The organism is Rhodococcus sp. NPDC049939 (assembly GCF_040656415.1).
Lineage (GTDB): Bacteria > Actinomycetota > Actinomycetes > Mycobacteriales > Mycobacteriaceae > Rhodococcus_F.
This window is the reverse complement of the sequence record NZ_JBFAMC010000006.1, coordinates 119,276-143,984: the sequence shown is the minus strand read 5'-3', so window position 1 is coordinate 143,984 and position 24,709 is coordinate 119,276. Positions and strand designations below refer to the sequence as shown.

Genomic DNA, 24,709 nt, shown 5'->3' with positions numbered 1-24,709 from the left:
TTTCTGCGCCGTCTCATCGATCCTCACACCTGCCTGTGTGGCACTACCGGCTGAGTAGCCAACGCGCACAACCGATGTCGCAGACCAGCATCTTGGCCAGCCCGCCGCGCAGGGCTCCGAGTGCTGCTTGGTACTTGGTGGCCCCGCCGGTGATGAGGATCGAGCCCTCGCAGGCTCGGATGTCTTCCAGCGGAACCGACATGGCTCGCTCGTCCAGCTCGCTCCGCACCTCGGTCCCGTCGATTCGAAAGAATCGGCCGCCGACCTCGCCGACCGCGTCGAGATCGACGAGGTCGGAAAGCATGTCCGTATCGAGAAAACTGCCTTCGAACAGAGTGGTCCACGTCGACACCGCGCCTGCACCGAACAGCATCATGTCGGCCGTCCGCCCCACTTCCAGAGCACGCGAGATCACCGAATCGCTACGCATGGACGCGGCGGTGGATGGGTCCGCATAAAGCGGAACGGGAAGCCGAATCGGGTTGGCTTGCAGCTTCTCTGCACAGGTGCCGAGAACATACTCGACACCGGTCTGATAGTTGATCCCGCTCACCGAGCCGTCGAGTTGCACAACAGAGGCACACCTGGCCACACCCGACGGCAGACCTTTCGCAATAGCAACGGTCTCCGGACCCCAGGTGAACCCGAGTGTGTCCCCTTCCCGAATCCGGCGGGCGACCAGCGATGCGGCGGCACGCCCCATCCCCGAAAAAGTGCGGTAGCCGTCTGCTGCAGCCGCGTGACCGACCGAATCGGCGACGATCACGGCCTCAACCAGTCCGAACCTCTCTTCCAGGGCGCGTTCTTCATCCGAGCACAGAGCCTCGCGCAGATGTGTGGGCACTTGCACCTCGATCCGCACCAACCCCTGGGTGCGGGCGCGGGTGAGGAGTCGACCTGCCGTGGGTCGGGAGACACCGAGTCGAGCAGCGACGTCCGCCTGGGTCAGCCGATCGACGTAGTACAGCGTTGCCGCGCGCAAAGCCAGGCGCAAATCCTCAGCCGTCGACGGCGGTGACCCACCAGTTGGAGACGGTGGTGTAGCCGTCGATTCGGAGGATGTCACTGCTTCTCCTAGGCACGATTTCGGTGCCGGCAAACCTCGGTAGCCGGAACCCCGAGAATCCGTGAGCAAATGCTCACGATGCGTTCATCCGCTCAGCACGTTAGCATCGGCCTGTGATCCACACAACAGTTTCTGCGGGTATCCCATCGACGATGCGGGCGAGCGTGCTTCTCGAGCCCGGTCGAATAGAGATGCAGGAACGCGCCGTCCCTACCCCGGGTCCCGGCGATGTGCTGGTGAAAGTGGCGTCAGTGGGGATCTGCGGGTCCGACACGCACTTCTACCGCGAGGGCCGCATCGGCGATCTCGTCGTCGATCGACCGGTCGTTCTGGGCCACGAGTCGTCGGGCACCATCGTCGCTGTGGGCCCCGGCGTGGCTGCGGACAGAATCGGACAAAGGGTGTCTATCGAGCCACAGCGTCCCGATCCCTCGAGTGAAGAATCACGGCGAGGTCTATACCACCTCTGCCCACACATGCAGTTCTTTGCGGCGCCACCGATCGACGGGGCGCTGGCCGAATATGTGACCATCGGATCGGGATTCGCGCATGCAATCCCTGACGATATGTCCGACGACGCGGCGGCTCTGTGCGAGCCATTGTCGGTAGCCATCGCCGCCAACAGGAAAGCCCGAGTATCGGCCGGTTCTCGCGTTCTCGTCGCGGGTGCGGGACCGATCGGCATCGCCACGTTGCAGTCCGCCCTCGCGTTCGGGGCGACCGAGGTCATCGTCTCGGATCTCGAACCGCGAAGACGCGAAATGGCAACAAAATTCGGAGCATCTTCCGTTCTGGATCCGCGCGAGCACGATGTCGCCGGACTCCACGTGGACGCCTTCGTCGACGCCTCCGGCGCCCCAAGCGCCGTGGCGGCCGGAATCGAGGCCGTCCGCCCCGCGGGCACAGTCGTCCTCGTCGGCATGGGCGCCACGGAAATGACACTGCCAGTCCAGACAATCCAGAACCGGGAGCTGGTGCTGACCGGGGTATTTCGCTACGCCAACACCTGGCAGACGGCGATCTCCCTCGAACGGTCCGGGCGGGTAGACCTCGATTCCATGGTCACCAAACGATTTCCGCTCGCCGAAACAGAGCAGGCGCTGAACGCAGACCGAACGCCCGGCAGTCTCAAGGCCGTCGTTCGCGTGCAGGAATGAGAAGAGACCGATGCAGCTCAACGCTCAGACACTGAGGAAGTTCGACGACACCGTCAAGGTACCGACCTACGACCGGAACGACATCACCGTCGGGATAGTGCACTTCGGTGTCGGCGGCTTTCATCGTGCGCACCAGGCGATGTATGTCGACAAACTGATGCGCCGCGGCGAGGCACTCGAGTGGGGAATCTGCGGCGTCGGCGTTCTGCCCGGTGATCGGCGGATGAGGGACGTGCTCGACGCGCAGGACTGCCTGTACTCCCTCGCCGTGCGCCATCCCGACAGCACGTGGGAGGTCAGCGTCATCGGCTCGATCGTCGACTATCTCTTCGCCCCCGACGATCCCGAAGCTGTCATCGAGAAGATCGCGGCGCCCTCCACTCGGATCGTCTCGCTCACCATCACCGAGGGTGGCTACAACACCACCCGCGACACCGGCGAGTTCGATGCCAATAACCCGGACATCGCACACGATCTGGCCGACGGCGCGGTGCCGCGAACCGTGTTCGGGCTCGTCACCGAGGCACTCGCCCGCCGCCGCGCCCGTGGCATCCCATCGCCGACCATCATGTCCTGCGACAACCTCGAGGGCAACGGTTCGGTGACCCGCAGGATGTTCCTCGCATACGCGGAACTGAAAGATCCCGAACTCGCCGACTGGATGCGGACCGAGACCTCGTTCCCCAACTCGATGGTCGACCGGATCACGCCTGTCACCACTGACGAGTTGATCGAATCGCTGTCCTCCCGGTTCGGCGTCGACGATCAGTGGCCGGTCGCGACCGAGCCGTTCACCTCGTGGGCACTCGAAGATTCCTTTGCCCTCGGCCGTCCCCGGTACGAGGACGTCGGAGTCCAGATCGTCGATGACGTGGTACCGCACGAGTTGATGAAGCTGCGACTGATCAACTCCGGTCACCTGGCTCTCGGATGCTTCGGGTACCTGGCCGGCTACCGGCTGATACACGACGTCGCCCAGGATCCGCTGTTCGCCGAATTCGTACTGGCTTACATGGACGACGAGGCCACGCCAACCCTCCGGCCGTTGCCAGGTGTCGACCTCGACGAGTACAAACGCACAACCATCGCCCGGTTCTCGAACCCCGAAATCGGTGACACCCTTGCCAGGTGCTGCACCGACTGGTCCGACCGTCTCCCGAAGTGGCTGCTGCCCGTCATCCGCGAGAATCTCGAGTCCGATCGCCCCGTCCACTTGTCGGCTGCGATCGTCGCGAGCTGGGCGCGATACGCGGAAGCCGTCGACGAGAACGGAGATGTCATCGACATAGTCGATCCGCTGAAGGATTCTCTGGTTCCCATCGCGCGCAGCCAGCTCGAAAACCCCGCAGCCTTCATCGAGAATCGTTCCCTGTTCGGCGATCTGGCTGATGATCCCCGGTTCGCCGAGGCCTATCTGTGGGCTCTCGATTCGCTGCACCGGGTCGGCGCACGCGCGACGCTCGAGGCAATGCGTCAGAAGGCGCGGACATGAGCCTGGTCATCGGAGAAGCACTGGTCGACGTCGTCACAAGAGGTGACGGCGACTCCGCCGAGTATGTCGGGGGAAGCCCCCTCAACGTTGCGGTCGGTCTCGGCCGGCTGGGACGCACGGTCGAGTTCGTCACCCAGATCGGCGACGATCCACGCGGCCGCTGGATCGCCCGGCATCTCGACCGTTCGGGAGTGACTTTGGAGCCCGGCAGCATTTGCGCACAGCGGACCGCAACCGCCCACGCGACTGTCGAAGCGACGGGGAAAGCCACTTACGAATTCGACATCCAGTGGGACCTGCCCACGCCCAGCACTACTTGCTCTCCTCATCTGGTACACACGGGCTCCATTGCCGCCGTCATGGAACCGGGCTGTGACGTTGTGGCGGACATGCTCGCGCGACGGCGCCCCTACGCAACGATCAGTTTCGACCCCAATGTGCGGCCGACATTGATCGCTGATTCCGCGCGGGCACGGGCACGCATCGAACATTTGGTGTCGATGGCCGACATCGTCAAGGCCAGCGAGGAAGACCTGCAGTGGTACGACCCGGATCGGGACACCGAGGACATCGCGCTCGCGTGGCTCTGCCGCGGGCCCGCGACAGTCGTGGTGACCAAGGGGGCCGAGGGCGCGTTCGCGGTCTGCCCCAGAGGGGCCGTCGAGGTCGCAGCACCCGCGGTCGAAGTGATCGACACCGTCGGCGCGGGTGACGCGTTCATGGCCGGGCTACTCGACGGATTCTGGTCACATGGGTTCCTCGGCGCTGAGAGTCGCGAGGCCCTGCACGCGATTGAACCGGACGAATTGCGTGACGTGCTCGACGACGCCACGCTGGTCTCGGCACTTACCGTGACACGACCGGGCGCTGATCTTCCCACCCGCGAAGCGCTCGACCGAGCAACTGAGGAGCTTTGATGACCCTCGTGGCAGGCATCGACTCGTCGACCCAGGCTTGCAAGGTGATCGTCTGCGAGTCCGACACCGGAGAAACTGTCCGCGAAGGTAGAGCGTCGCATCCGGACGCCACCGAGGTCGCTCCGCAGGAATGGGCGAAGGCTCTCGACACCGCGATTGCGGCGGCAGGTGGATTGGACGACGTCGCCGCGGTATCCGTCGCGGCACAACAACACGGCATGGTGTGTCTCGATGACACATCGTCTGTCGTGCGTCCGGCATTGTTGTGGAACGATACTCGCTCGGCCGATGCTGCAGCGGAGTTGGTGGACGACCTCGGTGGAGCAGGTTCATGGGCGGAAGCAGTCGGCGTTGTGCCAGTCGCCTCGATCACGATCAGCAAGCTGCGGTGGCTCGCCGATTTCGAACCTGAGAACGCCGACCGGACGACCGTAGTGTGCCTGCCGCACGACTGGCTCGGTTGGCAACTTGCGGGCGCTGCCGATCCGAGCACCTTGTCAACGGATCGCGGCGATGCCAGTGGTACCGGATACTTCTCTGCCGCAACGGATTCCTACCGGCCCGACCTTCTCTCCCTTGCGTTGAGAGGGCGCACGGCCGAATTGCCACGTGTTGCCGGACCCGCCGAACAGATCGGGGAAACCCGTTGGGGTGCGGCACTGGGTCCGGGAAGCGGTGACAACGCAGCTGCCACACTTGCTCTCGATGCCAGGGAGGGCGACGTCGTCGTGTCGGTGGGAACGTCGGGTGTCGTGTCGGCGGTGTCGGCGACACCCCCGAACGATCCCGGAGGTTTCGTCGCAGGCTTCGCCGACGCCACCGGACGTCAACTGCCACTCGTGTGCACCCTCAACGCGGCCCGAGTACTCGACGCGACGGCATCGCTGTTGGGCGTCGATCACGATGAGTTGTCACGGCTTGCGCTCTCTGCGCCTTGCGGCAGTGAAGGTTTGGTGATGGTCCCGTATCTCGAGGGCGAACGCACCCCCAATCGCCCTCGTGCCACCGCGTCCGTGCACGGACTACGCCTTGCCAACTCGACACCCGCGCACCTCGCCCGCGCCGCGATCGAGGGTCTGCTGTGCGGGCTCGCGGAAGGCATCGATCACCTGGCCGCACAGAACGTGACGGTGCGACGCATCCTCCTGGTCGGCGGCGGTGCCCGCTCACAGGCACTGTGCAAACTCGCGCCCACCGTCTTCGGGGCACCGGTCCTGGTACCGCGGCCCGCGGAGTACGTCGCCATCGGTGCGGGCCGTCAAGCCGCCTGGACACTCGCCGGTACCCCGGAACCGCCCGAGTGGAGACAGGCACCAGCCGACCTATACGAGGCGGACCCGGTACCCGCTGTGCGCCTGCGGTATTCCGAGGTCCGCGATCTCACGGACTCCTAACCGATCAGGACGCGCGGACGAGCATCTTCCCCACATTCGCGCCGCGCATGAGCTGAAGCAACGCGTCGACCGAGTTCTCGATGCCATCGACGACGGTCTCATCGTGGACCACCTCGCCGGACGCCAGCCACGGGCCCATCTTGGCGATGAACTCGGGGAAGATGTGTGTGTAGTTGCCGAGCGTGAAGCCCTGGAGGGTGAGGCTGCGGCCGATGATGTTCACCATGTTGTCGGGGCCGGGCGTCGGGTCTGTGGCGTTGTACACGGAGATGGCGCCGCACAACGCGGCACGGCCACCTGGCTTCAGCACATCGAGCGCGGCCTCGAGGTGGTCACCGCCGACGTTGTCGAAGTAGACATCGATGCCGTCGCCGGCGACCCCGGCCAACTGCTCACGCACCGGCGCCTGCTTGTAGTCGAAGGCGGCGGCGAAACCGTACTTCTCGGTCAGCAACGCAACCTTCTCCGCGCTCCCGGCGGATCCGATCACGCGGGATGCTCCCTCCAACCGGGCAATCTGCCCAGCCGCCGTTCCTACCGCACCAGCCGCACCGGAGACGAAGACGGACTCGCCGATCTTGAGATGCGCGATACGCATCAGTCCGACGTATGCCGTCAGACCGGTGAGCCCGAGGATCCCCAGATATGCGGAGATCGGCACGCCCGGGATCTCCTCTACTACGCGGAATGCCTTGGCGTCACCCTGCGCGACGTCCCGCCAACCGAGGTCGTGCATGACGACCGAACCAACCGGATGGGTGGCAGCAGTTGATTCGGTGACGCGCCCGACGGCGCCGCCGGTCATCGTCTCCTCGAGCGCGAAGGGCGGAATGTACGACTCCCGGTCGTTCATCCGTCCGCGCATGTAGGGATCGACGGAGGTGTACTCGTTGGCCACACGCACCTGATCGGGTGCGAGGTCAGGCAAGTCGACGACGACGGTGCGGAAGTCGTCCTGGGTCGGCCACCCCACTGGCCGGTTGATCAATTGAATCTGAGTGCTGGAGGTCACGGTGCTTCCTTTCGATCCTTCTCTTTCCGAACTAGCCGTTTCACTGTCCGCCGCACTCACTCACGCACTTCGCACGTTCGACCAGGGCACGAGCACTGCCGCATAGCACTTATCGCAGCTTGGGGTGGTGCGACGAATACCCGTACCCGGCGAATACCCGAACCTGGGACCCCGAGCCGTCATCAGGTTTTTCGTTCCATCGACAGCGCAGTCGCGAGGCTTGGGGCAAGAGGTGCCCGTGGGATGAGGGTCGCCTGCAGCGCATGATAGATGTCCGGCTTTCCGGACCACACCGTGCTGGCGGGCCCACCTTCTGGTGTGCGTTCATGGTGCCAAGAGCCGTTGACTCGATCGATGAAATGCGTTTCCGCGTAATCCCAGAACGTGTTGTACCAGCGCGCGTACTTCGCGTCCTCGGTAACGGTGTTCAATGCAGCAGCTGCCGAGATGGCCTCGGCGATCACCCAGTGTAGTCGCGTCACGACCACCGGTTCTCTCTGCCAGTCCATCGTGTAGATGAATCCCGGCAGTTGGTCGGCGCACCACCCACTCTCCATCGCGAGGTCGAAGAGTGCCTCAGCGTCGGTCACCAGCCAGTGCGGAGCACTGTCGCCGAGTGTCGCGTGCACGTGCAGACACAATCTGGACCACTCGAGCAGATGACCGATGGTGACCCCGTACGGGCGGAAGACGTCCGCGGGCAATTCCTTGTTGTACTCGAGTTGCGGCGTCCAGTTCTCGTCGAAGTGCTCAGGCATGAGCCATGCATTGTTTCGGGTGAACTCGTGCACCAGTCGGCGGGTAATTGCGAGAGCCCTGTCATGGTGGACTCGGTCACCGGTCACGTCGCCGACAGCGAGAAGCGCTTCGACGGTATGCATGTTCGCATTCGCGCCGCGGTAGGCATCAGTCTTTGTCCAGTCGCGGCTTATGCGGTCGACCACCAGTTCAGCGGATTGGTCCCACCAATGTTCGTCGAAGACCGATGTTGCGTCGTCGAGCAACTCCCGTGCTCCGGGGATGTCTGCCACGACTGCGCTCGATGCGGCCAGGAGGACGAAGGCCTGATCGTAGGCGTCCTTCATCTCGGGGGATTCCTGGCTGTCGGAGACGAACGTGAACCAGCCTCCGTGCTCATCGTCATGCAGGGTTGTTCGCAAGGCGTCGACTCCGATTCCGGCCATATCTGAGGCTCGAGAGTGCCGAAACAGAGCGCCAATCGAATAGACATGCGTCATCCGGCAAGTCAGCCATGTGTACACAGGCATATCGCGGCTCACGTTGCCCCGCTCATCGAGCCAGCTGAATCCCCGGCCTGGCTGAGCCGAGCGGATCCCGAAATCGAGGAGCCTGTGGGTTTCGTTCCTGAGCCAGGTGTCGTCATACACCGTATCGGCCATGTTGTGAAGATCTGGATTCGAGCCCATTGCCGTATCTGTCCTTCCAGTCCGAAGATCTGTGTCGCTACTCCTCAGTCCCTTTGCGGCAAAATGCTTGCGGCTTCAGCCACCGAAGAACGCAACGTCGGTGCCGCATGATCCGGTGTCGTGGAGAGCAAGCACCGATCCGTCGATCGCGGCCGGTCGAGCAAGAGCCTGGCGGGCCGACGTCACGACAAGGGTGTCCCGCTGCGCTCCGGCGAACGCGCAGGAAGACGGCTGCTGCACCGGCAGTTCGACAGATTCGAGCTTGCGTCCCTCGGGAGACAACTGGACGACGCGGCCTCCTCCCCACATCGCCACCCATACATTCCCGTTCGTGTCGACGGACAGACCGTCAGGCAGGCCTTCCTCGATACCGAAAGTCGTCAGGATCCGGTGGTTCGAGAGGCTCGCCGATTCAAGGTCGTAGTCCCAGACCGAGATCGACCGTTCGAGACTGTCCACCAGGTAGAACAAGTCTGCTTCGGGACTCCACCCGAGCCCGTTCGGTAGGGTCCAGCCGTCGAGGACGGTACGAGTGGTGAAGTCGGTGTCGAGAACGTGCAGAGCGCCACGGCCTGCCGTGAAGTCGAGCGCACAGCTACCGGCCCACAGCCGGCCCCTCGCGTCGCACTTGGCATCGTTCATCCGCGTATCGCCGGGGAGGAATGCGTTCGTGATCTCCAGTCCGCCGTCGGCGGCGATGACACCGAACCCTTCACCGATCGCGGCGACGTAGCCGCTTGCCGTCGAGCGGGGTGCAACAGCACCGACGGTGGTGCCCACCGTAAGCGTCGCTGTCTTCCGAGTCTCGAAGTCGGTTGTATGAACTCGACCTCGAAAAATGTCTACCCAGTGAAGCACTCCGGTGCGGTCGTCCCACACCGGACCTTCGCCGACATGAGCATCGGCATCCGCAAAAGTGTTGACACGCATCGGGACTCGACTATTCCGGGAGGGCTACGGCTATTCCCGCAAGCAGTCCACCGTCGACGGGCAGCGAGATGCCGGTGACGAAGCTTGCCCGCTCGCTGGACAGGAACGCGATGACCTCGCCGATCTCGGAGGGCTGCGCAACACGACCCAGCGGATGCACTGCCCCCCACTGGTCGACAAGCTCTTGCTCGCCGGTCGGCGTGCCATCGGAAAACTGGCGCGCGCTGGCGCGCAGCATCGGGGTGTCGACGCCTGCGGGGCAGACCGCATTTGCACGGATTCCGTGCCGCGCCTCATCGATGGCGATGGACCGGGCGAGAGCGTTGATCGCACCCTTGCTGGCCGTATAGGAAGACACTCTGTCCTGGCAGACAAACGCCTGGGCTGAGGAGACCAAAACGATCGAACCTCCCCCTCCGCGACGGCGGAGGTGGGGAATCGCATGTTTGACGGTCAGGTAGGAACCGGTGAGGTTGACCGCAAGAGTGCGCTCCCAGGTAGCAAGGTCGGTATCGGCGGCAGAGCCGTACGTCTGGATACCCGCAGCTGTGACCACGATGTCGAGGCCGCCGAACCGCTCCGCAGAGTCGTCGACGAAGCGCTGCACCGCGTCCTCATCCGTGACATCCGCAACCTGCCCGAAGACCCGGTCGTCGCCGTGATCGGCAACGAGGCTCTTTGCTGACTGTTCGGCCTCTTCGGCGTCGATTCCGCAGAAGGCGACGGATGCTCCGCGCGCAAGCAGGCGCTCCACAGTTCCCAGGCCGATACCGCTGGTACCGCCCGTGACGATGGCGGTCCTGTTTGCTAGTTCAGACACGACTTGCATACTTGCATACAAGATGTGACGTATGCAACTATTCCTCCATGGTCACGACTCCCACATCGCCGGCGCAGGGCGACTCGGCGCTCGAACTTCCACCGATCCACCGCGGGCCGACTCGTGAGCGCACTTCAGACCTCGTCTTTCAGGAACTCCAGGGAGCCATTCGGGATCTGCGCCTCGCTCCCGGCCTCGAGCTATCCGAGAGCGCGTTGACCAAGCAGTTCGCCGTGAGTCGGACCCCTGTGCGTGAAGCGCTGGCGCGGCTCGCCGATGCGGGTCTGGTTCAGGTCACACCCCAGGTCGGCACCCGGGTAGCGCGGATCCGGCCCGCGGAAGTCCGCGAGGCACAGTTCATCCGTGAACACCTCGAGCTAGGCGCCTTCGAGGCCGCATGCGCAAATCCCACGGCGAATGATGCGAGGCTGAGTGCTCTCATAGAAGAGCAGGAACAGGCCTTTCGAGACCGCGACGAGGAACTCTTCTTCGCCAGCGACGAGGCACTGCACCGCACGATGTTCGAACTCGCGGGCTACCCGGGGGCGTGGGAGGTCGTTCAGTCGAAGAAACTACAACTCGATCGTCTACGTCGTCTGACGTTGCCCGAGCATTCGACCACCCGCGAATTGATCACCGAACACACGGCCATCATCGAGGCGCTGAAGAATCGCGACATTGCCGCCGGTCGAAAGGTCATCTGCAGCCACCTCCGACGAGTCCTCACCCAGCTTCCACGCCTGCAGCACGAACACCCTCAGTACTTCGCAGATCAATAGCGCGGCCGCAGCCTCGTCGTGCGCCCTCAGATCCCCAGGAGAATCAAACATGCCGATCCGGCTATCGCTCGGCCATATCGACGAATTCGACGACACGGTCGCCCAATTCGCACACCAACTGGGACTGCAGAGCGTGCAATTCCACACCCCGAGCAACCTGGCAACAGACAAAGAGTATTGGGGCATCGAAGAGCTCCAGGCTCTTCGGGAATACTGCGACAGTCAGGGTCTGCGTATTGAAGGACTGGAAAACGTTCCAGCTGAGCATTTTTGGAAGATTCAGCGTGGACTGCCGGGGCGTGACGAACAGATCGAGAATTATCAGCGAACGATCCGGAATATGGCAAAGACCGGATACGACCTTCTCGGTTTCAACTTCCTGCCAACCTACGTCTGGCGGACCGACATGAATGCAGTAGGCCGTGGCGGAGCAGGTGTTACGGCCTTCGATGCGAACGATGCCATGGGCGGAAACGCGCTCGCTTCCTACAAGCTGACCCACCCCGAACCGATTGACGGCGTCCTCGATGCCGAGCAAATGTGGGACAACTACCAGTACTTTCTGGACGCGGTGCTGCCAGTCGCCGAGCAAGAAGGGGTCCGCCTGGCACTTCATCCGGACGATCCTCCGGTGCGCGGCGCCCTGGGAGGTCACGAGCGGATCTTCATTTCTCCCGAGGGAATCGCCGAAGCGCATCGGCGCGCCAATGGAAGTCCCGCATGGGGACTGAACTTGTGTCTGGGAACGGTGTCCGAGATGGGTGGCGAGGATGCCGTCAACCAGGTCATCGACCTACTCGGGCCGGAGGGGCGCATCTTCTACGTTCACTTCCGCGACGTGCAGGGAACCGTCCCCAACTTCGCCGAGTGCTTCCTCGGTGAAGGCAACTTCGACCCATCGCAGGTGATTCGCCGACTTCACGCCGTCGGCTTCGACGGGTTTCTCATCGACGACCATGTGCCCGCAATGGTCGGCGACATCGCGACCTGGGGAGATACGTCGTCGGCCGCATACTGCAGCCGCGGCAGGGCCTACGCGATCGGGTACTTGCAGGGGGTGCTGGGCGGGCTCGACCTCGACTGACCTCGACCTCGAAGGAACGGAAATGGGCAAATTTGACGGGCGACGTGTTGTGGTAACCGGTGCGGGCTCAGGAATCGGATTCGAGATCGCACGATTGTTCCTCGAAGAAGGAGCGGAGGTGGTCGCCGCTGACAGGAATGCACGGTCCGTCCCCCCGGGTTCCTTTCCCGTAGAAGTCGACCTGAGTTCACCTGACGAGATCGATCAGCTTCGCAAGAGAGCATACGAACTGCTCGGTGGTGTAGACATCCTGTGCAACAACGCCGGCATCGGATCGACCACCAGCATCCTTGACGCAACTGTCGAGGAGTGGGATCACGTTTTCGCCGTGAACGCACGGGGAACATTCCTGTGCATGAAGAGCTTTCTCCCTGGCATGCTCGAGCAAGAGTTCGGCGTCATCGTGAACACTGCCTCGGTGGCGGGAATGATCGGCCTGCGGGATCGTGCCTCCTACTCGGCCAGCAAGGGTGCGGTGGTCACCTTGACCAAGCAAGCCGCGGTCCAGTGGGCGGGCGCCGGCATTCGCTGCAATTGCGTATGCCCTGGAACGGTCGATTCACCTTGGGTCGAACAGTTGCTTCAACAAGCGGAAGATCCTGCCGCCCGCCGCGCGGAGCTCACTGCTCGGCAGCCGATGGGCCGACTCGCCGAACCCACAGAGGTGGCGAAGGCGGTGCTCTATCTGGCGAGTGACGACGCTGCCTTCGTCACGGGTGCCGAACTCGTCATTGACGGCGGAATCCTTGCCGGCTGACGGCGAATACATCTGATCGAAAGGAAGACCACAATGCGGATCGCTTCAGTTGGTGGGCGAATCAAACTCGTCCGTGACAACGCGTTGGTCGACGTTCACAAGGCCAGCGACGGTAGGTTCGGCCCAACGGCGGCCGATGTCTTCGAACAATGGGCCCAGTTTCGCGACTGGGCAGCACACGACACCACGGAGGGCGACACACCCCTGAACGAATCGGAAGCAGAGGCGCCAGTCCCGCCCCGCCCGCAGGTGTTCGGCATAGGACTGAACTATCGCGAGCATCAGATCGAATCCGGCCTCCCAGCACCCGAGGTCCCCTTGGTGTTCACCAAATTCCCGACCTCGATCACGAACGCCTTGACGGAGATTCGGCTCCCCACCGATCAGGTCGATTGGGAGGTCGAGGTCGCGATCGTCATGGGAGCACGTGCTCACAATGTCTCGCGTTCGGATGCATGGTCATACGTCGCCGGAGTGACTGCTGCCCAGGACTTTTCCGCGCGCGATGTGCAGATGCGTCCCGCACGTACACCCCAATTCAATCTCGGTAAGTCGTTTCCGGGATTCACGCCGCTCGGCCCACTTCTGGTCACCCCTGACGAATTCGATGATCCGAACGACATCACACTGTCGTGCGACATCAACGGAGTCACAATGCAGTCCAGCTCGACCTCCGACCTCATCTTCGATGTCGGACAACTGATCGAGTATCTTTCCGGAATCGTGATTCTCCTCCCCGGCGACGTAATCCTCACAGGAACACCGTCGGGCGTGGGCCTCGGGCAGACCCCGAAGCGATTCCTGACCGCCGACGATGAAGTTGTCAGTCATGTTGGTGACCTGACCATGCGACACACATTCGCCGCCGCGGGAGCTCCTCGAGCGTAGAAGGCCTCGTCGCCATGACATCATCCCCCGGTGCGGCGCTCGTGATCGGCGCCACCGGTATCTCCGGTCGGGCGATCAGCAGTCAACTGGTTGTCGCGGCCTACCGCGACGCGAGAATCACCCCGTAGACCGAACCCGACGCCTGGTTGCCAGGACGTCGAACAACATTCACTCGTGTCCCCTACGAAGCGATCCGAACTCGAGCCGGAAATCGGGTCTTCGGGTTGTCCGATGCGAGGACTCCAAGGTCCTGATCGATTACCGTGGAAACAAGTAACCGAACAATTGCCCAGACGGGTAGCTTCTTCCCCCTCGAAAGCCCCAGACACCAGGAGCAACGAATGGGCGGCAAACACATCACCGTGGTCTACAAGTGGACGGCACAGCCAGGGAAGCTCGCGGAACTCGCGTCTATATACGAGAGAGTGACCGCCGCGATGGAGCAGAACGAGCCGGGTGCCGAGGCCGTCCATATCTACGTGTCCGAAGAGGACAACGCCGTGTATGTTCGCGACGAGTTTGCTGACGCCGCAGCGATGGGCTTCCACCTGCAAAGCACCGCGGCAGAGCACTTCCCTCAGCTACTCGCGATTGCCACCCCCGGACCGTTCTTCTTCCTCGGAAACGTACCCCCCGAGCTGAAACAGGCAACCCAACAGATGCAACTAGGTGCCGAATTCAGCACTCACGCAGCAGGGTTCGACCGATAGAACACACCGACATCATCAGGCGTACGCCTCCAAGTCTGTCGCTCCAGGCCTAAAAGCCCATCCCCACGCGTCAGTCGCAGTCCACCGCTACCGGTCCGCGGACTACGGTCCCACGGCGGTACTCGAGACCACCCCACACACCAGACTGCCGGGTGGCAGCAGCGTATTCGGCGCACGCGTCCTTGATCGGGCAATGCGCACACACGTGTGCCGCGTAGTCGAGGGACTCACTCGGATCGGGAAACCAGCGGTCGGGGTGTGCGTCGCCCCGGCAAGCAGCCTCTTCCCATCGGTTGTCGGTGGAGGCCGACAGCAGGTCGGTCAGGGCCGTCATCGCGGTCATCGGTGCCTCCTTCCGAGGCGCATGTCAGGTCAGTGGATTGGTGTCAAGTCCCGCCAAATCTGCTTCTGCCGCTTCGCGTCTTCGCGCGGCGCGCTCGGAACCCAGAGCATCCGCATGCCGGATTCTTCCGGGGTGCGGTCGGCTTTGCGCTGGTTGCAGCGTGCACAGGCCGCGACGAGGTTGCCGTAGGTGTCACCACCACCACGGCTCTTGGGAAACACGTGGTCGACCGTCCGCGCGCCTTGGCGGCCGCAATACGCGCACCGGTACCGGTCTCGCCGTAGGACCGCCGCGAAGCACGCTCGGGTGTCATCGTCGATGACCGGGCGGGGCGGTGTGTGGACATAGTCGACGAGTCGCACGATCCGAGGGAGCGGTACCGCCACGTGCTGGGAGCGCACGACGAAACGAGGGGTGTACTCGTCGACTATGACGACGAGATCCTCGGTGACGAGCACGATCGCACGAGCGGCCGGTACGACACCGAAGTCCTCGAACGTCGAATTAAGTACCCGTACTTGACAGTTCATCCAGGTACGAGCAGTGATCGCGGTGGGGTGGCGGTAGGACATGACAACGGAGCCTCATCTCGCTTTGAGTGTGAAGGGGAAGAGGAGCCGAGGTCGTGACGTTTCCGTGCACCGCGCTCCATATGAGCGGTGGTGCGGTCCGATCGGTGCTGTGCGAGTGGAGGCGGAGCGGTCACGCCCCCGGTAGGAGCGTCAGCGGATGCTTGGCGTGGTTACGCGGGCACGAGACCCTGATTGTTCCTGACGCCCGCTGGCGGCGTGCATCGACATCAACCACGTAGGTGTGATGCAGAAATTCGTTGCACGCATCGCGCCGACCGCCTTCCTTTGCTTGCTTGCCAAGTGGAACTCGGTGAACAGTGTCTCACTTTCTCAGCGGGCCACAACTGATTTGCGGAGGTTCCCTGGTCGGCCCGTCGGCCAAGAGTGGGAGTGAGGCAAGGGATGGTCAGGCATCGAAGTCGACAGTCACTGTGTCGCTGATCGGATAGCTCTGGCACGTCAAGACGAAACCGGTAGAGACCTCATAGTCCTCGAGGGCGTAGTTGCGGCGCATATCCACTTCACCGCTGGTGATCTTGGCGCGGCAGGTTCCGCACACACCACCTTTGCACGCGAATGGTACGTCGGAGCGATGCTCCTCGGACGTGTCCAGAATCGTTACATCCCTCGGGAACGCCGCGGTGGTCGAGCGTCCGTCGAGGATCAGTGTCACCTCGCTGCTCGGTCCGGTGATGCCTGGTTCGCGGTGGGTCTCCATGGGCGGGGGAACGTCGTCGACATAGAAGAGTTCGTGGTGGACTCGGCTCTTGTCGATTCCCAGCTCGGCGAGCACCGTCTCGGCGTCGGTAACCATCCCGTAAGGGCCGCACAGCCAGAAGTGGTCGATGTCGGAGATCGGCACCACCTTACGAAAGATCTTGCGGAGCCGGTTGGCATCGAGACGGCCGGTGAACAGTTCGACATCCCGTGGCTCACGAGACAGAACGTGGATGACGTCGAATCGCGAACCATACATGTCCTTGAGATCCGAGATCTCTTCGGCGAACATCACCGAACGTGTGCGTCGATTACCATACAGCAGAACAACTTCCGCCTCAGGATTGGCGAGCATTGACGCCGCTATCGATAGTGTCGGCGTTATCCCCGAACCTGCCGCCACCAGTATGTGACGGCCCCCGGCGGTCGGATCGGCTACGAACCGCCCAGAAGGACCTTGCACGTCGATCTTGTCGCCGCGCCGAACCTGGTTCACCAGCCAGGTCGAGAACAGCCCGTTGCTCACCTCGCGAACGCCGACGCGGAGCGCGGATCCGACAGGTGCGCAGATGGAATACGTGCGGCGATGCTCGACGCCGTCGACCATTCGCCGCAGGGTCAGGTTCTGTCCCGGAGCGAAAGTGAACTCTTCGGCGAGCTCGGCGGGAACGTCGAACGTGACGGCGACCGCATCGTCACAAAGGGATTCGACATCGGCCACGGTCAGCGAATGAAACTTCCTGTTACGCTCCGCAACACCAGATTTCGAGGAGATGGCTGTGGTCATCGTCAGATCTCCTTCACGTGTTCGAAGGGCTCGAGGCAGTCCATGCATCGGTAGAGCGCCTTGCACAGAGTCGACCCGAACTCGGAGTCGAGACGAGTATTCGCCGAATGACATACAGGGCAGGTGACTTCTCGCGGCTTGACGGTCAGCGTCAACGGCACCGGCCCAGCGGTTCGCCGTGGCGCCGGGCTCGGTGTCGAGTAGCCGTTCTCCCGCAGCTTTCGTCGGCCTTCCTCGCTTATCCAGTCGGTACTCCACGGCGGCGTCAGCATCGTCTTGACTTCGACGGCGGAGAAACCGGCGGCCTTCAAGGTTCGCTCGATGTCGTCACGCATCGTGGCGATGGCCGGGCACCCGGAGTACGTAGGGGTAATGGTCACGACCACCGATCCGTCGGTACCTTCCTCGACACCACGAAGTACACCGAGATCGGCGAGCGTGAGCATCGGCATCTCCGGATCGTGAACCGACTCCGCAAGTCGGCGCGCACTCGAGTCACGACCTACGACGGCAGTCATCTCACCACACTCCCTCCGGATGCGCCCTTGCCACACTTTGCATCTCGGCGAGCAGCAATCCGAGACCCTCGGTGTGCAGACCCTGCCTTCCCGCCTTGCCGCCCACCGTGCCTGCAGTCCGTTCAGTGGGGGCGGCGAGTTCAGCAGTGTGCAGTACCTGCTCGAGAACCGAATCGAATTCCGCACGCACCTCCCGCGGGTCGACGCCGACGCCTACCTCGGCGAGGGCGAGTTCCTCGGCGGACGGGACGAACAGTTCCTCGGCATACGGCCACACCCGAGAGAGCGCATCGACCATGCGCGTCTTGGACTCCGTGGTTCCGCAGCCGAGCGTGACCGCCCACCTGGCCGCGTAATCGCGGTGATACGTCAGTTCCTTGATTCCCTTCACCGCCACGGCCGCGAGCACAGGGTCTCGTGACGCGCGGAGTCGATCGAACAGAGCCAACCGCCAGGTCGAGAAAACCAGCAACCGGGTGATCGTCCGCGCGAAGTCACCGTTGTCGAGCTCGGCGAGCCTGGTGTTGCGAAACTTGTTCTCGTCGCGGAAGAACGCGAGCGCGTCTTCGGCGGGAATCGGTGAGGTATCCGAGATATGAGGAACCACGGTCTCATCGGCCGCGGCTGCGCGGGCGAGTAGCAGCCTCGCCTGACCGAGCAGGTCCAGCCCGATATTCGCCAGCGCCATCTCTTCCTCGAGTTCGGGTGCGCGAGCGACCCACTCGGCCAGACGCTGAGAGGAGATCAACGCATCGTCCCCGAGCATCAGGCAGTAGGTGGCCAGTGCGGCGTGGTCGACATCTTCGGGGACCGTCGTATCCACGCCTGCCAACGGGTCGTCGAAGCTGGTGCCAAATGCCCACTGGTCGTGGCTGTCCTCATCGACGAGGTCCTGATAGGCATTGTCGTGGTCGATCATCGGTACATCCTCGGATTTTGCGCTTCAGCCTTCGGAAGAGTCGGAGCCGGATCACATGTGGGGAACGTTGTCGGGTATCTCGTAGAAGGTGGGGTGGCGATACACCTTGTCACCGCTCGGCGCGAAGTAGGGATCCTTCTCCGCCGGGCTGGAGGCCACGATCGAGCTAGACCGCACCACCCAGATGCTCACGCCCTCGTTTCGCCGCGTGTAGACGTCGCGGGCGTGACGCAACGCCATCTCGTCATCAGCCGCATGCAGCGAGCCGACGTGCACGTGGTTGAGTCCGCGCTTACCGCGCAGGAACACCTCGTACAGCGGCCATTCCGCGCGCACCGCGGTGTCGTCCGGGTTCATTGTGTGTTCCCCTTCCTCGCCTCTCGGCGCGCGAAGGCGGTCGCTGCCTCTCGTACCCACGCTCCGTTCTCGTGCGCTGCCCGCCGGTTGGCGATGCGTTCGACGCTTGTTGCTCCGTTGCCCTTGATCACCCGCTCGAACTCGCTCCAGTCGGGCTCTCCGAAGTCGTAGGAGTCGCGCTCGGGGTTCCACTCGAGGTCCGGGTCCGGGACCGTCACACCCAGCGCCTCGGCCTGTGGGACAGACATGTCGACGAACCGCTGACGGAGTTCGTCATTGGTGTGCCGTTTGATCCGCCACTTCATCGACTGCGCGGAGTTGGGCGACTGGTCGTCCGGTGGCCCGAACATCATCAGAGACGGCCACCACCAGCGGTTCACGGAATCCTGCACCATCTCCCGCTGCGCGTCGGTCCCGCGCATCATCGTCATCAGCAACTCGAAGCCCTGACGTTGATGAAAGGACTCCTCCTTGCATACCCGAATCATCGCCCGGGCGTACGGACCGAAAGAACTGCGGCACAGAGGAACTTGATTGCAGATTGCGGCACCGTCGACCAGCCAGCCGATGACCCCCACGTCGGCGTAGGTGAGCGTCGGATAGTTGAATATCGAAGAATACTTCTGCTTGCCGTCGATCAGTTTCTCGGTGAGGTCGGCGCGGTCGGCTCCAAGCGTCTCGGCCGCCGAGTAGAGATACAAACCGTGGCCTGCCTCGTCCTGGACCTTCGCCATCAGGATCGCCTTGCGCCGCAGCGACGGCGCCCGGGTGAGCCAGTTGCCCTCGGGTTGCATGCCGATGATTTCCGAGTGTGCGTGCTGGGCGATCTGCCGGATCAGCGTCTTGCGGTAGCCGTCGGGCATCCAGTCTCTCGGCTCGACCCGCTGGTCAGCCGCGATGGTGTCTTCGAAGAGCGTTTGCAGCTCCGTCGGAGCTTGTGACGTGGTCATTGTCCTACCTCTATTACCGAATGATCGGTTGGTATCGAGTATGCACCGCGGTATGCACCCGCACAAGGGCGGATACGAATCGACTCAGCGGCCTTCGAATTCGGGTATGCGCTTCGCGAGAAATGCGTCGACTGCGCTGCGGTGATCCCTCGACCCCCCGAGCAGTTCCGCTGCCGCGCGTTCTCGCTCCAGCGCATCGAGTAACCCCGCGGCCTCAGCCGAGACCAACATTTTGACCTGCACATACGCGGCGGTGGGACCGTCGGCGAGTTGCCGTGCGAGTGTCGTGGCGGCATCGCCCAGTTCCGCGTCGGGAACTACGCGATGCACCAGACCCCAGTCGAGCGCTTCGGCCGCGGTGAACCGGTCACCGAGCATCATCAACCCGGTCGCCCGACTAGGGCCCACGGCCTGCACCAGAGTGTGGCTCAGCCCCGAATCGCCGGCCAAGGCGATGCCGGTGAAGGCCGTCGCGAATTTGGCACCCGTACCGGCCACTCGGATGTCACCCGCGAGAGCGATACCGAGTCCGGCGCCCACACACGCCCCGTTGATCGCAACGACGACTGGCACACGGACTCCGGCCAGCGCTCGCAGCAGCGGGTTGTAGTGCTCGCCGACCGTGTCCATCGCGTGAGCGGCGTCAGCTTCCAATCCGGCCACATGCTCTGCCAGATCCTGGCCCACACAGAAGTTCTTTCCTTCGGCTTCCAAGAGCACAGCCCGCACACTGTCGTCGGCGGAGACCTTCTCCACTGCCGTGAGCAACTGTTCCTTCACCGCGCGGTCGAGTGCGTTCGACGCGCCGCCGCGGCGCAACGTGATGGTGGCCAGTCCTCTGTCCAGGGAAAGTCCGACATTGTCAGTGCTCATGAGAGTGTGCCTCCTGCTGATTGTGATGGCGGCCGTTCAGCACCGCTGCGCCGGCGAGTTGTTCAGCCGTTCGGCCAGGCGGTCAAGGCCAGGTGAAGAACCCCTGACCCGTCTTCTGGCCGAGTTCGCCTCGCTCAACCTTTTCCCGCAGCAGCGCCGGAGGTGCGAAGCGGTCACCCAGTTTCTTCGTGAGGTGTTCGGCGATCGCGAGCCGCACGTCGAGCCCGACCAGATCCGTGGAGCGCAGCGGTCCCATCGGGTGCCGGTATCCCAGCTCCATTGCACGATCTATGGATTCGGCATCCGCAACGCCTTCCTCGAGCATCCGGATCGCCTCCAGCCCAAGGCATACGCCGAGGCGGCTGGTGGCAAATCCCGGGGAGTCGTTGACCAGCACCTCACTCTTGTCGAGCAGCGACACCCAACCTCGGACGCGGTCGACCACCCAGGCATCGGTCGCTGGAGTACGGATGATCTCGACGAGCCTCGACGCGGGAACCGGGTTGAAGAAGTGCATACCGATCAGCCGTGAAGAATCGTCCAGCGCAGCGCCGAGGGCGGCAATGGAGATCGAACTGGTGTTGCTCGCGATCACGGTCGACGCGTCAACCGCCTTCTCCACGAGTGCGAGTACGCGGAGTTTGAGATCCAGCGATTCGGGCACTGCTTCGACCACCAGATCCAGAGCGGGGGGCCAGGCATCGGGTGCACCGACGACACCGACGCGAGACAGGACGACCGCTGGGTCGGCGTCACCGAGCTTGCCGCGCTCGTGCGCGCGGTCGAGTCCATCCGAGACGCGGATGAGTACGGCCTGCTGGTCACCGGTCTCGGCAACGGAAACGACAGATCCGAGCGTCGCAAATACCTGTGCTATTCCGGCACCCATGCGACCACCGCCGACAACGCCTACCCTCTCGGGAACTTGTCTTGTCATCTCTTCTCCAGGAATGCGGTCATGCGGTCGTGCTTGTCGCGGCTTTCGAACAGCACCGCTTGGGCGATGTCGTTTGCGAACGGGTGAGAGCCGGGAGCGTCGACGATCATCTTGGTGAACTTCAGCGCCAGCGGCGCCCATCCGGTGATGCGGTCGATGACCTGGTGAGCGGCGACGATGTGCTCTCCCGGAGCGACCACACTCATGACGAGACCAAGGCGCAGCGCGTCCTGTGCATCGAGGTTGCGTCCGCCGAGGAGTACCTGCTTGGCGACGGACTTACCCACCAGTTCCGGTAGTCGGTAGCTGGCCCCGGCCGCAGCCATGATGCCCAGTCCGGGCTCGGGATTGCCGAAGACGGCGGTCTCGGTGGCGATACGAATGTCGCAAGCGTAGGACAGTTCCGCACCGCCGCCGAGTGCGTAGCCACTGACCGCCGCGACAGTGGGCATCGGCAGCCCGGCGATACGGTCGAAGAGATTGCGATTGATACCGGCGAGTGCTTCGTCGCGGCCGCGCGCACGCAGTTCTCCGATGTCGGCTCCCGCCGCGAAGTGGTCACCCCCACCGAGCAACAGCATCGGCTTGGGTGTCGCCTCCAGCGCCGCACACACCTCGTGCAGTTCGTCGATCATCTCGGCGTTGATTGCGTTTCGCCGGGCCGGACGGTCGAGCGTCACCACCATTCGGTCGTCGAGGTCGGCGATCTTCAGCGTCGTCACGGCGCCCCCACCGACATCGCGATCGGGCCAGTCGGCCCGTCCACCGGAAACACTCCACGCACGGCCTTCTCCTTAGCGGCGGCTACTTCCATTCATAACCGAATTTTCGGTAGGTACGCAATAGTGGGATGGAATTTCGCCCTTGCCCATCACCCTTGACAGTCGGCAACGACTGCAACGATTCTGGTAACCGACCGAACGTACGGTGAACGGAGTTGTCGTGAGCAAGCTACTGGAAAGCTACGTCGCCGGACGCTGGTACGCCGCGCCCGACAAGGGAACGCCACTGCTGAGCGCAGTCGACGGCTCCGAGGTGGCGCGAATCTCCGCGACCGGTCTGGACCTCGGCGAAATGGTCACCTACGCCCGTGAGGTGGGCGGACCTGCGCTGGCGAAGATGACCTTCCATGAGCGGGCAGCTGCCCTCAAAGCGCTCGCTCTGACGCTCATGGCAGGCAAGGACGAGTTCTATGCGCTGTCCACCGCCACTGGCGCCACCAAGCGCGACTCCGGCATCGACATCGACGGCGGCTTCGGCACACTGCTCAGCTACGCGAGCAAGGCTCGGCGCGAGCTGCCCAACGAAACCGTCTACCTCGACGGCACGATCGAATCCCTGGGGAAGAAGGGAACGTTCGTCGGTCAGCACATCTACACCTCCCGCCGTGGTGTCGCGGTGCAGATCAACGCCTTCAACTTTCCGGTGTGGGGCTTCCTCGAGAAACTTGCGCCGGCGTTCATCGCGGGTGTTCCCTCGATCGTCAAGCCCGCGAGCCAAACCGCCTACCTCACCGAGCTCGTGTTCCGTCGCATCATCGAGTCCGGACTGCTGCCGGACGGCTCCATACAGTTGCTCTCGGGCAGCGCCCGGGGCCTGCTCGACCACCTGGGCGGTCAGGATTCCGTGGCGTTCACCGGATCGGCCGACACCGCCGCGGCGCTGCGTGCCCACCCGAACGTGACCCACGAAGGCGTTCATTTCAACGCCGAGGCCGATTCGCTCAATGCGTCGATTCTGGGCTCGGACGTCACTTCAGGCAGCGAGGAATTCGACCTGTTCGTCGATCAACTCGTCACCGAAATGACAGCTAAGGCGGGTCAGAAGTGCACAGCCATCCGACGCGCCATCGTCCCGGACACGTTGATGGACGACATCATCACTGCGGCCGAGGCGCGACTGTCTCGCGTCGTAGTCGGCGCGCCGGACGCCGACGGTGTCACGATGGGTGCGCTCGCCAGTCTTTCTCAGCGCGACGAAGTACTCAAATCCCTTCGTGACCTGACCAAGTCGGCGAGAATCGTGATCGGCGACCCCGAGAACTTCGAGGTCGTAGGAGCCGACAAGTCGGTAGGCGCGTTCCTTCCCCCTATCCTCCTGCGCTGCGACGACAATGCCGCCGCCGAGCCCCACGAAATCGAGGCGTTCGGCCCCGTCAGCACGGTAATGGGGTACAGCAACACCGACGAGGCGGTCGAACTCGCGGCGCGCGGCAAGGGCAGCCTGGTGGCCTCGCTGGTCACTCGGGATTCGAGCCTCGCCCGCGACATCGTCGTTGGCCTCGCGCCGTTCCATGGTCGCGTTCTCGTCCTCAACCGCGACGACGCGAAGGAGTCCACCGGGCACGGCTCACCCCTCCCCGTCCTCGTGCACGGTGGACCCGGACGTGCTGGTGGCGGTGAGGAACTCGGCGGCATCCGCGGCGTCCTGCACCACATGCAGCGAACCGCCGTTCAAGCCACCCCCGACATCCTGACCGCAGTGGGGAACCGCTGGGTCACCGGTTCGCAACGCAACGACGACGGAATTCACCCATTCCGGAAGAACCTCGCACAGTTGCGGATCGGCGACACGATCGTCGGCGGACCCCGGCAGGTCACCCGTGCCGACATCGACCACTTCGCGGAGTTCACGGGTGACACGTTCTATGCGCACACAGATCCCGAGGCCGCAGCAGCGAACCCTCTCTTCGGCGGCATCGTCGCCCACGGATACCTGGTGGTCTCTCTCGCCGCCGGACTGTTCGTCGAGCCGAATCCGGGTCCGGTCCTTGCCAACTTCGGCGTCGACAATCTGCGGTTCCTCACCCCGGTCAAGGCCGACGACAGCCTCACCGTCACCCTGACCGCCAAGCTCATCACTCCGCGCAGCAGCGCCGACTACGGCGAGGTGCGTTGGGATGCGTTGGTGATCAACCAAAACGGCGATCCCGTCGCGACATACGATGTGCTCACACTCGTCGCCAAAGGAGACAAAGCATGAGCGTCAAGATCGTCGTCTGCTACGGACGTCCCGAGGACCCGGACAAGTTCGATGCCCACTATCGTGACATCCACATTCCGATCGCCAGGAAGACGCCCGGGCTTTCGGACTACACCTGGGGCAAATGCAGCACACTCGATGGAAGCGAACCTCCGTACTACGCGATCGCGTCCCTCCACTTTCCCGATTCCGCGACCATGCAGTCCGCACTTGCGTCGGACGAAATGAAACAGGCCAGGGCAGATGTCCCGAACTTCGCCACGGGCGGCGTGACCATGTACGTCCAGGACGAAGAATCCGTCTACAACCAGTAGGAGAATC

General features: G+C 63.3%; 26 protein-coding genes. 11 read left to right on the top strand and 15 right to left on the bottom strand.

Annotation, left to right across the window (positions count from 1 at the left end):
* Window positions 1-43 precede the first annotated feature (43 nt).
* Window positions 44-1,066 (bottom strand): sugar-binding domain-containing protein, encoded by a 1,023-nt coding sequence (locus AB0I57_RS18960; RefSeq protein ID WP_358338714.1) that lies wholly within the window; start codon window positions 1,064-1,066, stop codon window positions 44-46.
* Between the two features lie 152 nt (window positions 1,067-1,218).
* Between AB0I57_RS18960 and AB0I57_RS18955 the strand changes: the two genes are divergently transcribed.
* From AB0I57_RS18955 to AB0I57_RS18940, 4 genes are read left to right on the top strand one after another with little or no spacing between them, the layout of a single operon-like run.
* Window positions 1,219-2,223 carry an NAD(P)-dependent alcohol dehydrogenase gene (locus tag AB0I57_RS18955; RefSeq protein ID WP_358338766.1) on the top strand — a complete coding sequence of 335 codons (1,005 nt, stop codon included), beginning with the start codon at window positions 1,219-1,221 and terminating at the stop codon, window positions 2,221-2,223.
* Window positions 2,224-2,233: 10 nt separating this feature from the next.
* On the top strand, window positions 2,234-3,715 hold the full coding sequence (locus tag AB0I57_RS18950) for a mannitol dehydrogenase family protein (protein WP_358338711.1): 1,482 nt from the start codon (window positions 2,234-2,236) through the stop codon (window positions 3,713-3,715).
* Window positions 3,712-4,632, top strand: coding sequence for a carbohydrate kinase (locus AB0I57_RS18945; protein ID WP_358338709.1), 921 nt, complete (start codon window positions 3,712-3,714; stop codon window positions 4,630-4,632). Before AB0I57_RS18950 ends, AB0I57_RS18945 begins: the two co-directional genes overlap by 4 nt.
* The gene (locus AB0I57_RS18940; RefSeq protein ID WP_358338706.1) at window positions 4,632-6,026 is read left to right on the top strand and encodes an FGGY family carbohydrate kinase; all 1,395 of its coding nucleotides are present in this window, start codon (window positions 4,632-4,634) and stop codon (window positions 6,024-6,026) included. Before AB0I57_RS18945 ends, AB0I57_RS18940 begins: the two co-directional genes overlap by 1 nt.
* A 4-nt stretch (window positions 6,027-6,030) precedes the next feature.
* On the opposite strand, the gene AB0I57_RS18935 is transcribed toward AB0I57_RS18940, so the two are convergent.
* The 4 genes from AB0I57_RS18935 to AB0I57_RS18920 all read right to left on the bottom strand — a co-directional run bounded on the left by AB0I57_RS18935 (window position 6,031) and on the right by AB0I57_RS18920 (window position 10,215).
* Entirely contained in the window at window positions 6,031-7,038 is a 1,008-nt protein-coding gene (locus AB0I57_RS18935) for an NADP-dependent oxidoreductase (protein WP_358338703.1), read from the bottom strand.
* A 182-nt stretch (window positions 7,039-7,220) separates the two neighbouring features.
* Complete coding sequence (locus tag AB0I57_RS18930) at window positions 7,221-8,465, bottom strand: AGE family epimerase/isomerase (protein WP_358338700.1); 1,245 nt, start codon at window positions 8,463-8,465, stop codon at window positions 7,221-7,223.
* 75 nt (window positions 8,466-8,540) lie between these two features.
* On the bottom strand, window positions 8,541-9,395 hold the full coding sequence (locus AB0I57_RS18925) for an SMP-30/gluconolactonase/LRE family protein (RefSeq protein ID WP_358338697.1): 855 nt from the start codon (window positions 9,393-9,395) through the stop codon (window positions 8,541-8,543).
* A gap of 10 nt (window positions 9,396-9,405) precedes the next feature.
* Window positions 9,406-10,215: an SDR family oxidoreductase gene (locus AB0I57_RS18920; RefSeq protein ID WP_358338694.1), complete on the bottom strand. Its 810-nt coding sequence runs from the start codon at window positions 10,213-10,215 to the stop codon at window positions 9,406-9,408.
* 47 nt (window positions 10,216-10,262) lie between these two features.
* On the opposite strand from AB0I57_RS18920, the gene AB0I57_RS18915 reads away from it, so the two are divergent.
* The 5 genes from AB0I57_RS18915 to AB0I57_RS18895 all read left to right on the top strand — a co-directional run bounded on the left by AB0I57_RS18915 (window position 10,263) and on the right by AB0I57_RS18895 (window position 14,433).
* Window positions 10,263-10,994 (top strand): GntR family transcriptional regulator, encoded by a 732-nt coding sequence (locus AB0I57_RS18915; RefSeq protein ID WP_358338691.1) that lies wholly within the window; start codon window positions 10,263-10,265, stop codon window positions 10,992-10,994.
* 49 nt (window positions 10,995-11,043) lie between these two features.
* Window positions 11,044-12,078 (top strand): mannonate dehydratase, encoded by a 1,035-nt coding sequence (locus tag AB0I57_RS18910; protein ID WP_358338688.1) that lies wholly within the window; start codon window positions 11,044-11,046, stop codon window positions 12,076-12,078.
* Between the two features lie 22 nt (window positions 12,079-12,100).
* Window positions 12,101-12,835 (top strand): SDR family oxidoreductase, encoded by a 735-nt coding sequence (locus tag AB0I57_RS18905; RefSeq protein WP_358338685.1) that lies wholly within the window; start codon window positions 12,101-12,103, stop codon window positions 12,833-12,835.
* 33 nt (window positions 12,836-12,868) lie between these two features.
* Complete coding sequence (locus tag AB0I57_RS18900) at window positions 12,869-13,723, top strand: fumarylacetoacetate hydrolase family protein (protein WP_358338682.1); 855 nt, start codon at window positions 12,869-12,871, stop codon at window positions 13,721-13,723.
* A gap of 341 nt (window positions 13,724-14,064) precedes the next feature.
* A complete protein-coding gene (locus tag AB0I57_RS18895) occupies window positions 14,065-14,433 on the top strand; it encodes an antibiotic biosynthesis monooxygenase (RefSeq protein ID WP_358338677.1) in 369 nt (122 codons plus the stop codon).
* 70 nt (window positions 14,434-14,503) lie between these two features.
* Here AB0I57_RS18895 and AB0I57_RS18890 read toward each other — a convergent pair whose 3' ends face one another.
* The 10 genes from AB0I57_RS18890 to AB0I57_RS18845 all read right to left on the bottom strand — a co-directional run bounded on the left by AB0I57_RS18890 (window position 14,504) and on the right by AB0I57_RS18845 (window position 22,128).
* Window positions 14,504-14,776 carry a WhiB family transcriptional regulator gene (locus AB0I57_RS18890; RefSeq protein ID WP_358338674.1) on the bottom strand — a complete coding sequence of 91 codons (273 nt, stop codon included), beginning with the start codon at window positions 14,774-14,776 and terminating at the stop codon, window positions 14,504-14,506.
* Window positions 14,777-14,805: 29 nt separating this feature from the next.
* Entirely contained in the window at window positions 14,806-15,348 is a 543-nt protein-coding gene (locus tag AB0I57_RS18885) for an HNH endonuclease (RefSeq protein WP_358338671.1), read from the bottom strand.
* Window positions 15,349-15,754: 406 nt separating this feature from the next.
* Window positions 15,755-16,852, bottom strand: a complete 1,098-nt coding sequence (gene paaE, locus AB0I57_RS18880) for a 1,2-phenylacetyl-CoA epoxidase subunit PaaE (RefSeq protein WP_358338668.1) — start codon at window positions 16,850-16,852, stop codon at window positions 15,755-15,757.
* A gap of 2 nt (window positions 16,853-16,854) precedes the next feature.
* The gene (paaD, locus tag AB0I57_RS18875; RefSeq protein WP_358338665.1) at window positions 16,855-17,370 is read right to left on the bottom strand and encodes a 1,2-phenylacetyl-CoA epoxidase subunit PaaD; all 516 of its coding nucleotides are present in this window, start codon (window positions 17,368-17,370) and stop codon (window positions 16,855-16,857) included.
* 1 nt (window position 17,371) lies between these two features.
* Window positions 17,372-18,289 carry a 1,2-phenylacetyl-CoA epoxidase subunit PaaC gene (paaC, locus tag AB0I57_RS18870; protein WP_358338662.1) on the bottom strand — a complete coding sequence of 306 codons (918 nt, stop codon included), beginning with the start codon at window positions 18,287-18,289 and terminating at the stop codon, window positions 17,372-17,374.
* Between the two features lie 51 nt (window positions 18,290-18,340).
* Window positions 18,341-18,646 (bottom strand): 1,2-phenylacetyl-CoA epoxidase subunit PaaB, encoded by a 306-nt coding sequence (gene paaB, locus AB0I57_RS18865; protein WP_358338659.1) that lies wholly within the window; start codon window positions 18,644-18,646, stop codon window positions 18,341-18,343.
* The gene (gene paaA / locus AB0I57_RS18860) at window positions 18,643-19,596 is read right to left on the bottom strand and encodes a 1,2-phenylacetyl-CoA epoxidase subunit PaaA (RefSeq protein ID WP_358338656.1); all 954 of its coding nucleotides are present in this window, start codon (window positions 19,594-19,596) and stop codon (window positions 18,643-18,645) included. The genes paaB and paaA overlap by 4 nt, the downstream gene beginning before the upstream one ends.
* 84 nt (window positions 19,597-19,680) lie before the next feature.
* Window positions 19,681-20,469 (bottom strand): enoyl-CoA hydratase-related protein, encoded by a 789-nt coding sequence (locus AB0I57_RS18855; RefSeq protein WP_358338653.1) that lies wholly within the window; start codon window positions 20,467-20,469, stop codon window positions 19,681-19,683.
* An 82-nt stretch (window positions 20,470-20,551) separates the two neighbouring features.
* Complete coding sequence (locus AB0I57_RS18850; protein WP_358338650.1) at window positions 20,552-21,406, bottom strand: 3-hydroxyacyl-CoA dehydrogenase family protein; 855 nt, start codon at window positions 21,404-21,406, stop codon at window positions 20,552-20,554.
* Window positions 21,403-22,128 carry an enoyl-CoA hydratase/isomerase family protein gene (locus AB0I57_RS18845; RefSeq protein WP_358338647.1) on the bottom strand — a complete coding sequence of 242 codons (726 nt, stop codon included), beginning with the start codon at window positions 22,126-22,128 and terminating at the stop codon, window positions 21,403-21,405. Before AB0I57_RS18845 ends, AB0I57_RS18850 begins: the two co-directional genes overlap by 4 nt.
* Window positions 22,129-22,348: 220 nt before the next feature.
* Here AB0I57_RS18845 and paaZ point away from each other — a divergent pair, with 220 nt between their 5' ends.
* Together paaZ and AB0I57_RS18835 are read left to right on the top strand one after the other, a co-directional pair.
* On the top strand, window positions 22,349-24,388 hold the full coding sequence (paaZ, locus tag AB0I57_RS18840) for a phenylacetic acid degradation bifunctional protein PaaZ (protein WP_358338644.1): 2,040 nt from the start codon (window positions 22,349-22,351) through the stop codon (window positions 24,386-24,388).
* A complete protein-coding gene (locus AB0I57_RS18835) occupies window positions 24,385-24,702 on the top strand; it encodes an EthD family reductase (RefSeq protein ID WP_358338641.1) in 318 nt (105 codons plus the stop codon). Before paaZ ends, AB0I57_RS18835 begins: the two co-directional genes overlap by 4 nt.
* The last annotated feature ends 7 nt before the right edge of the window (window positions 24,703-24,709 follow it).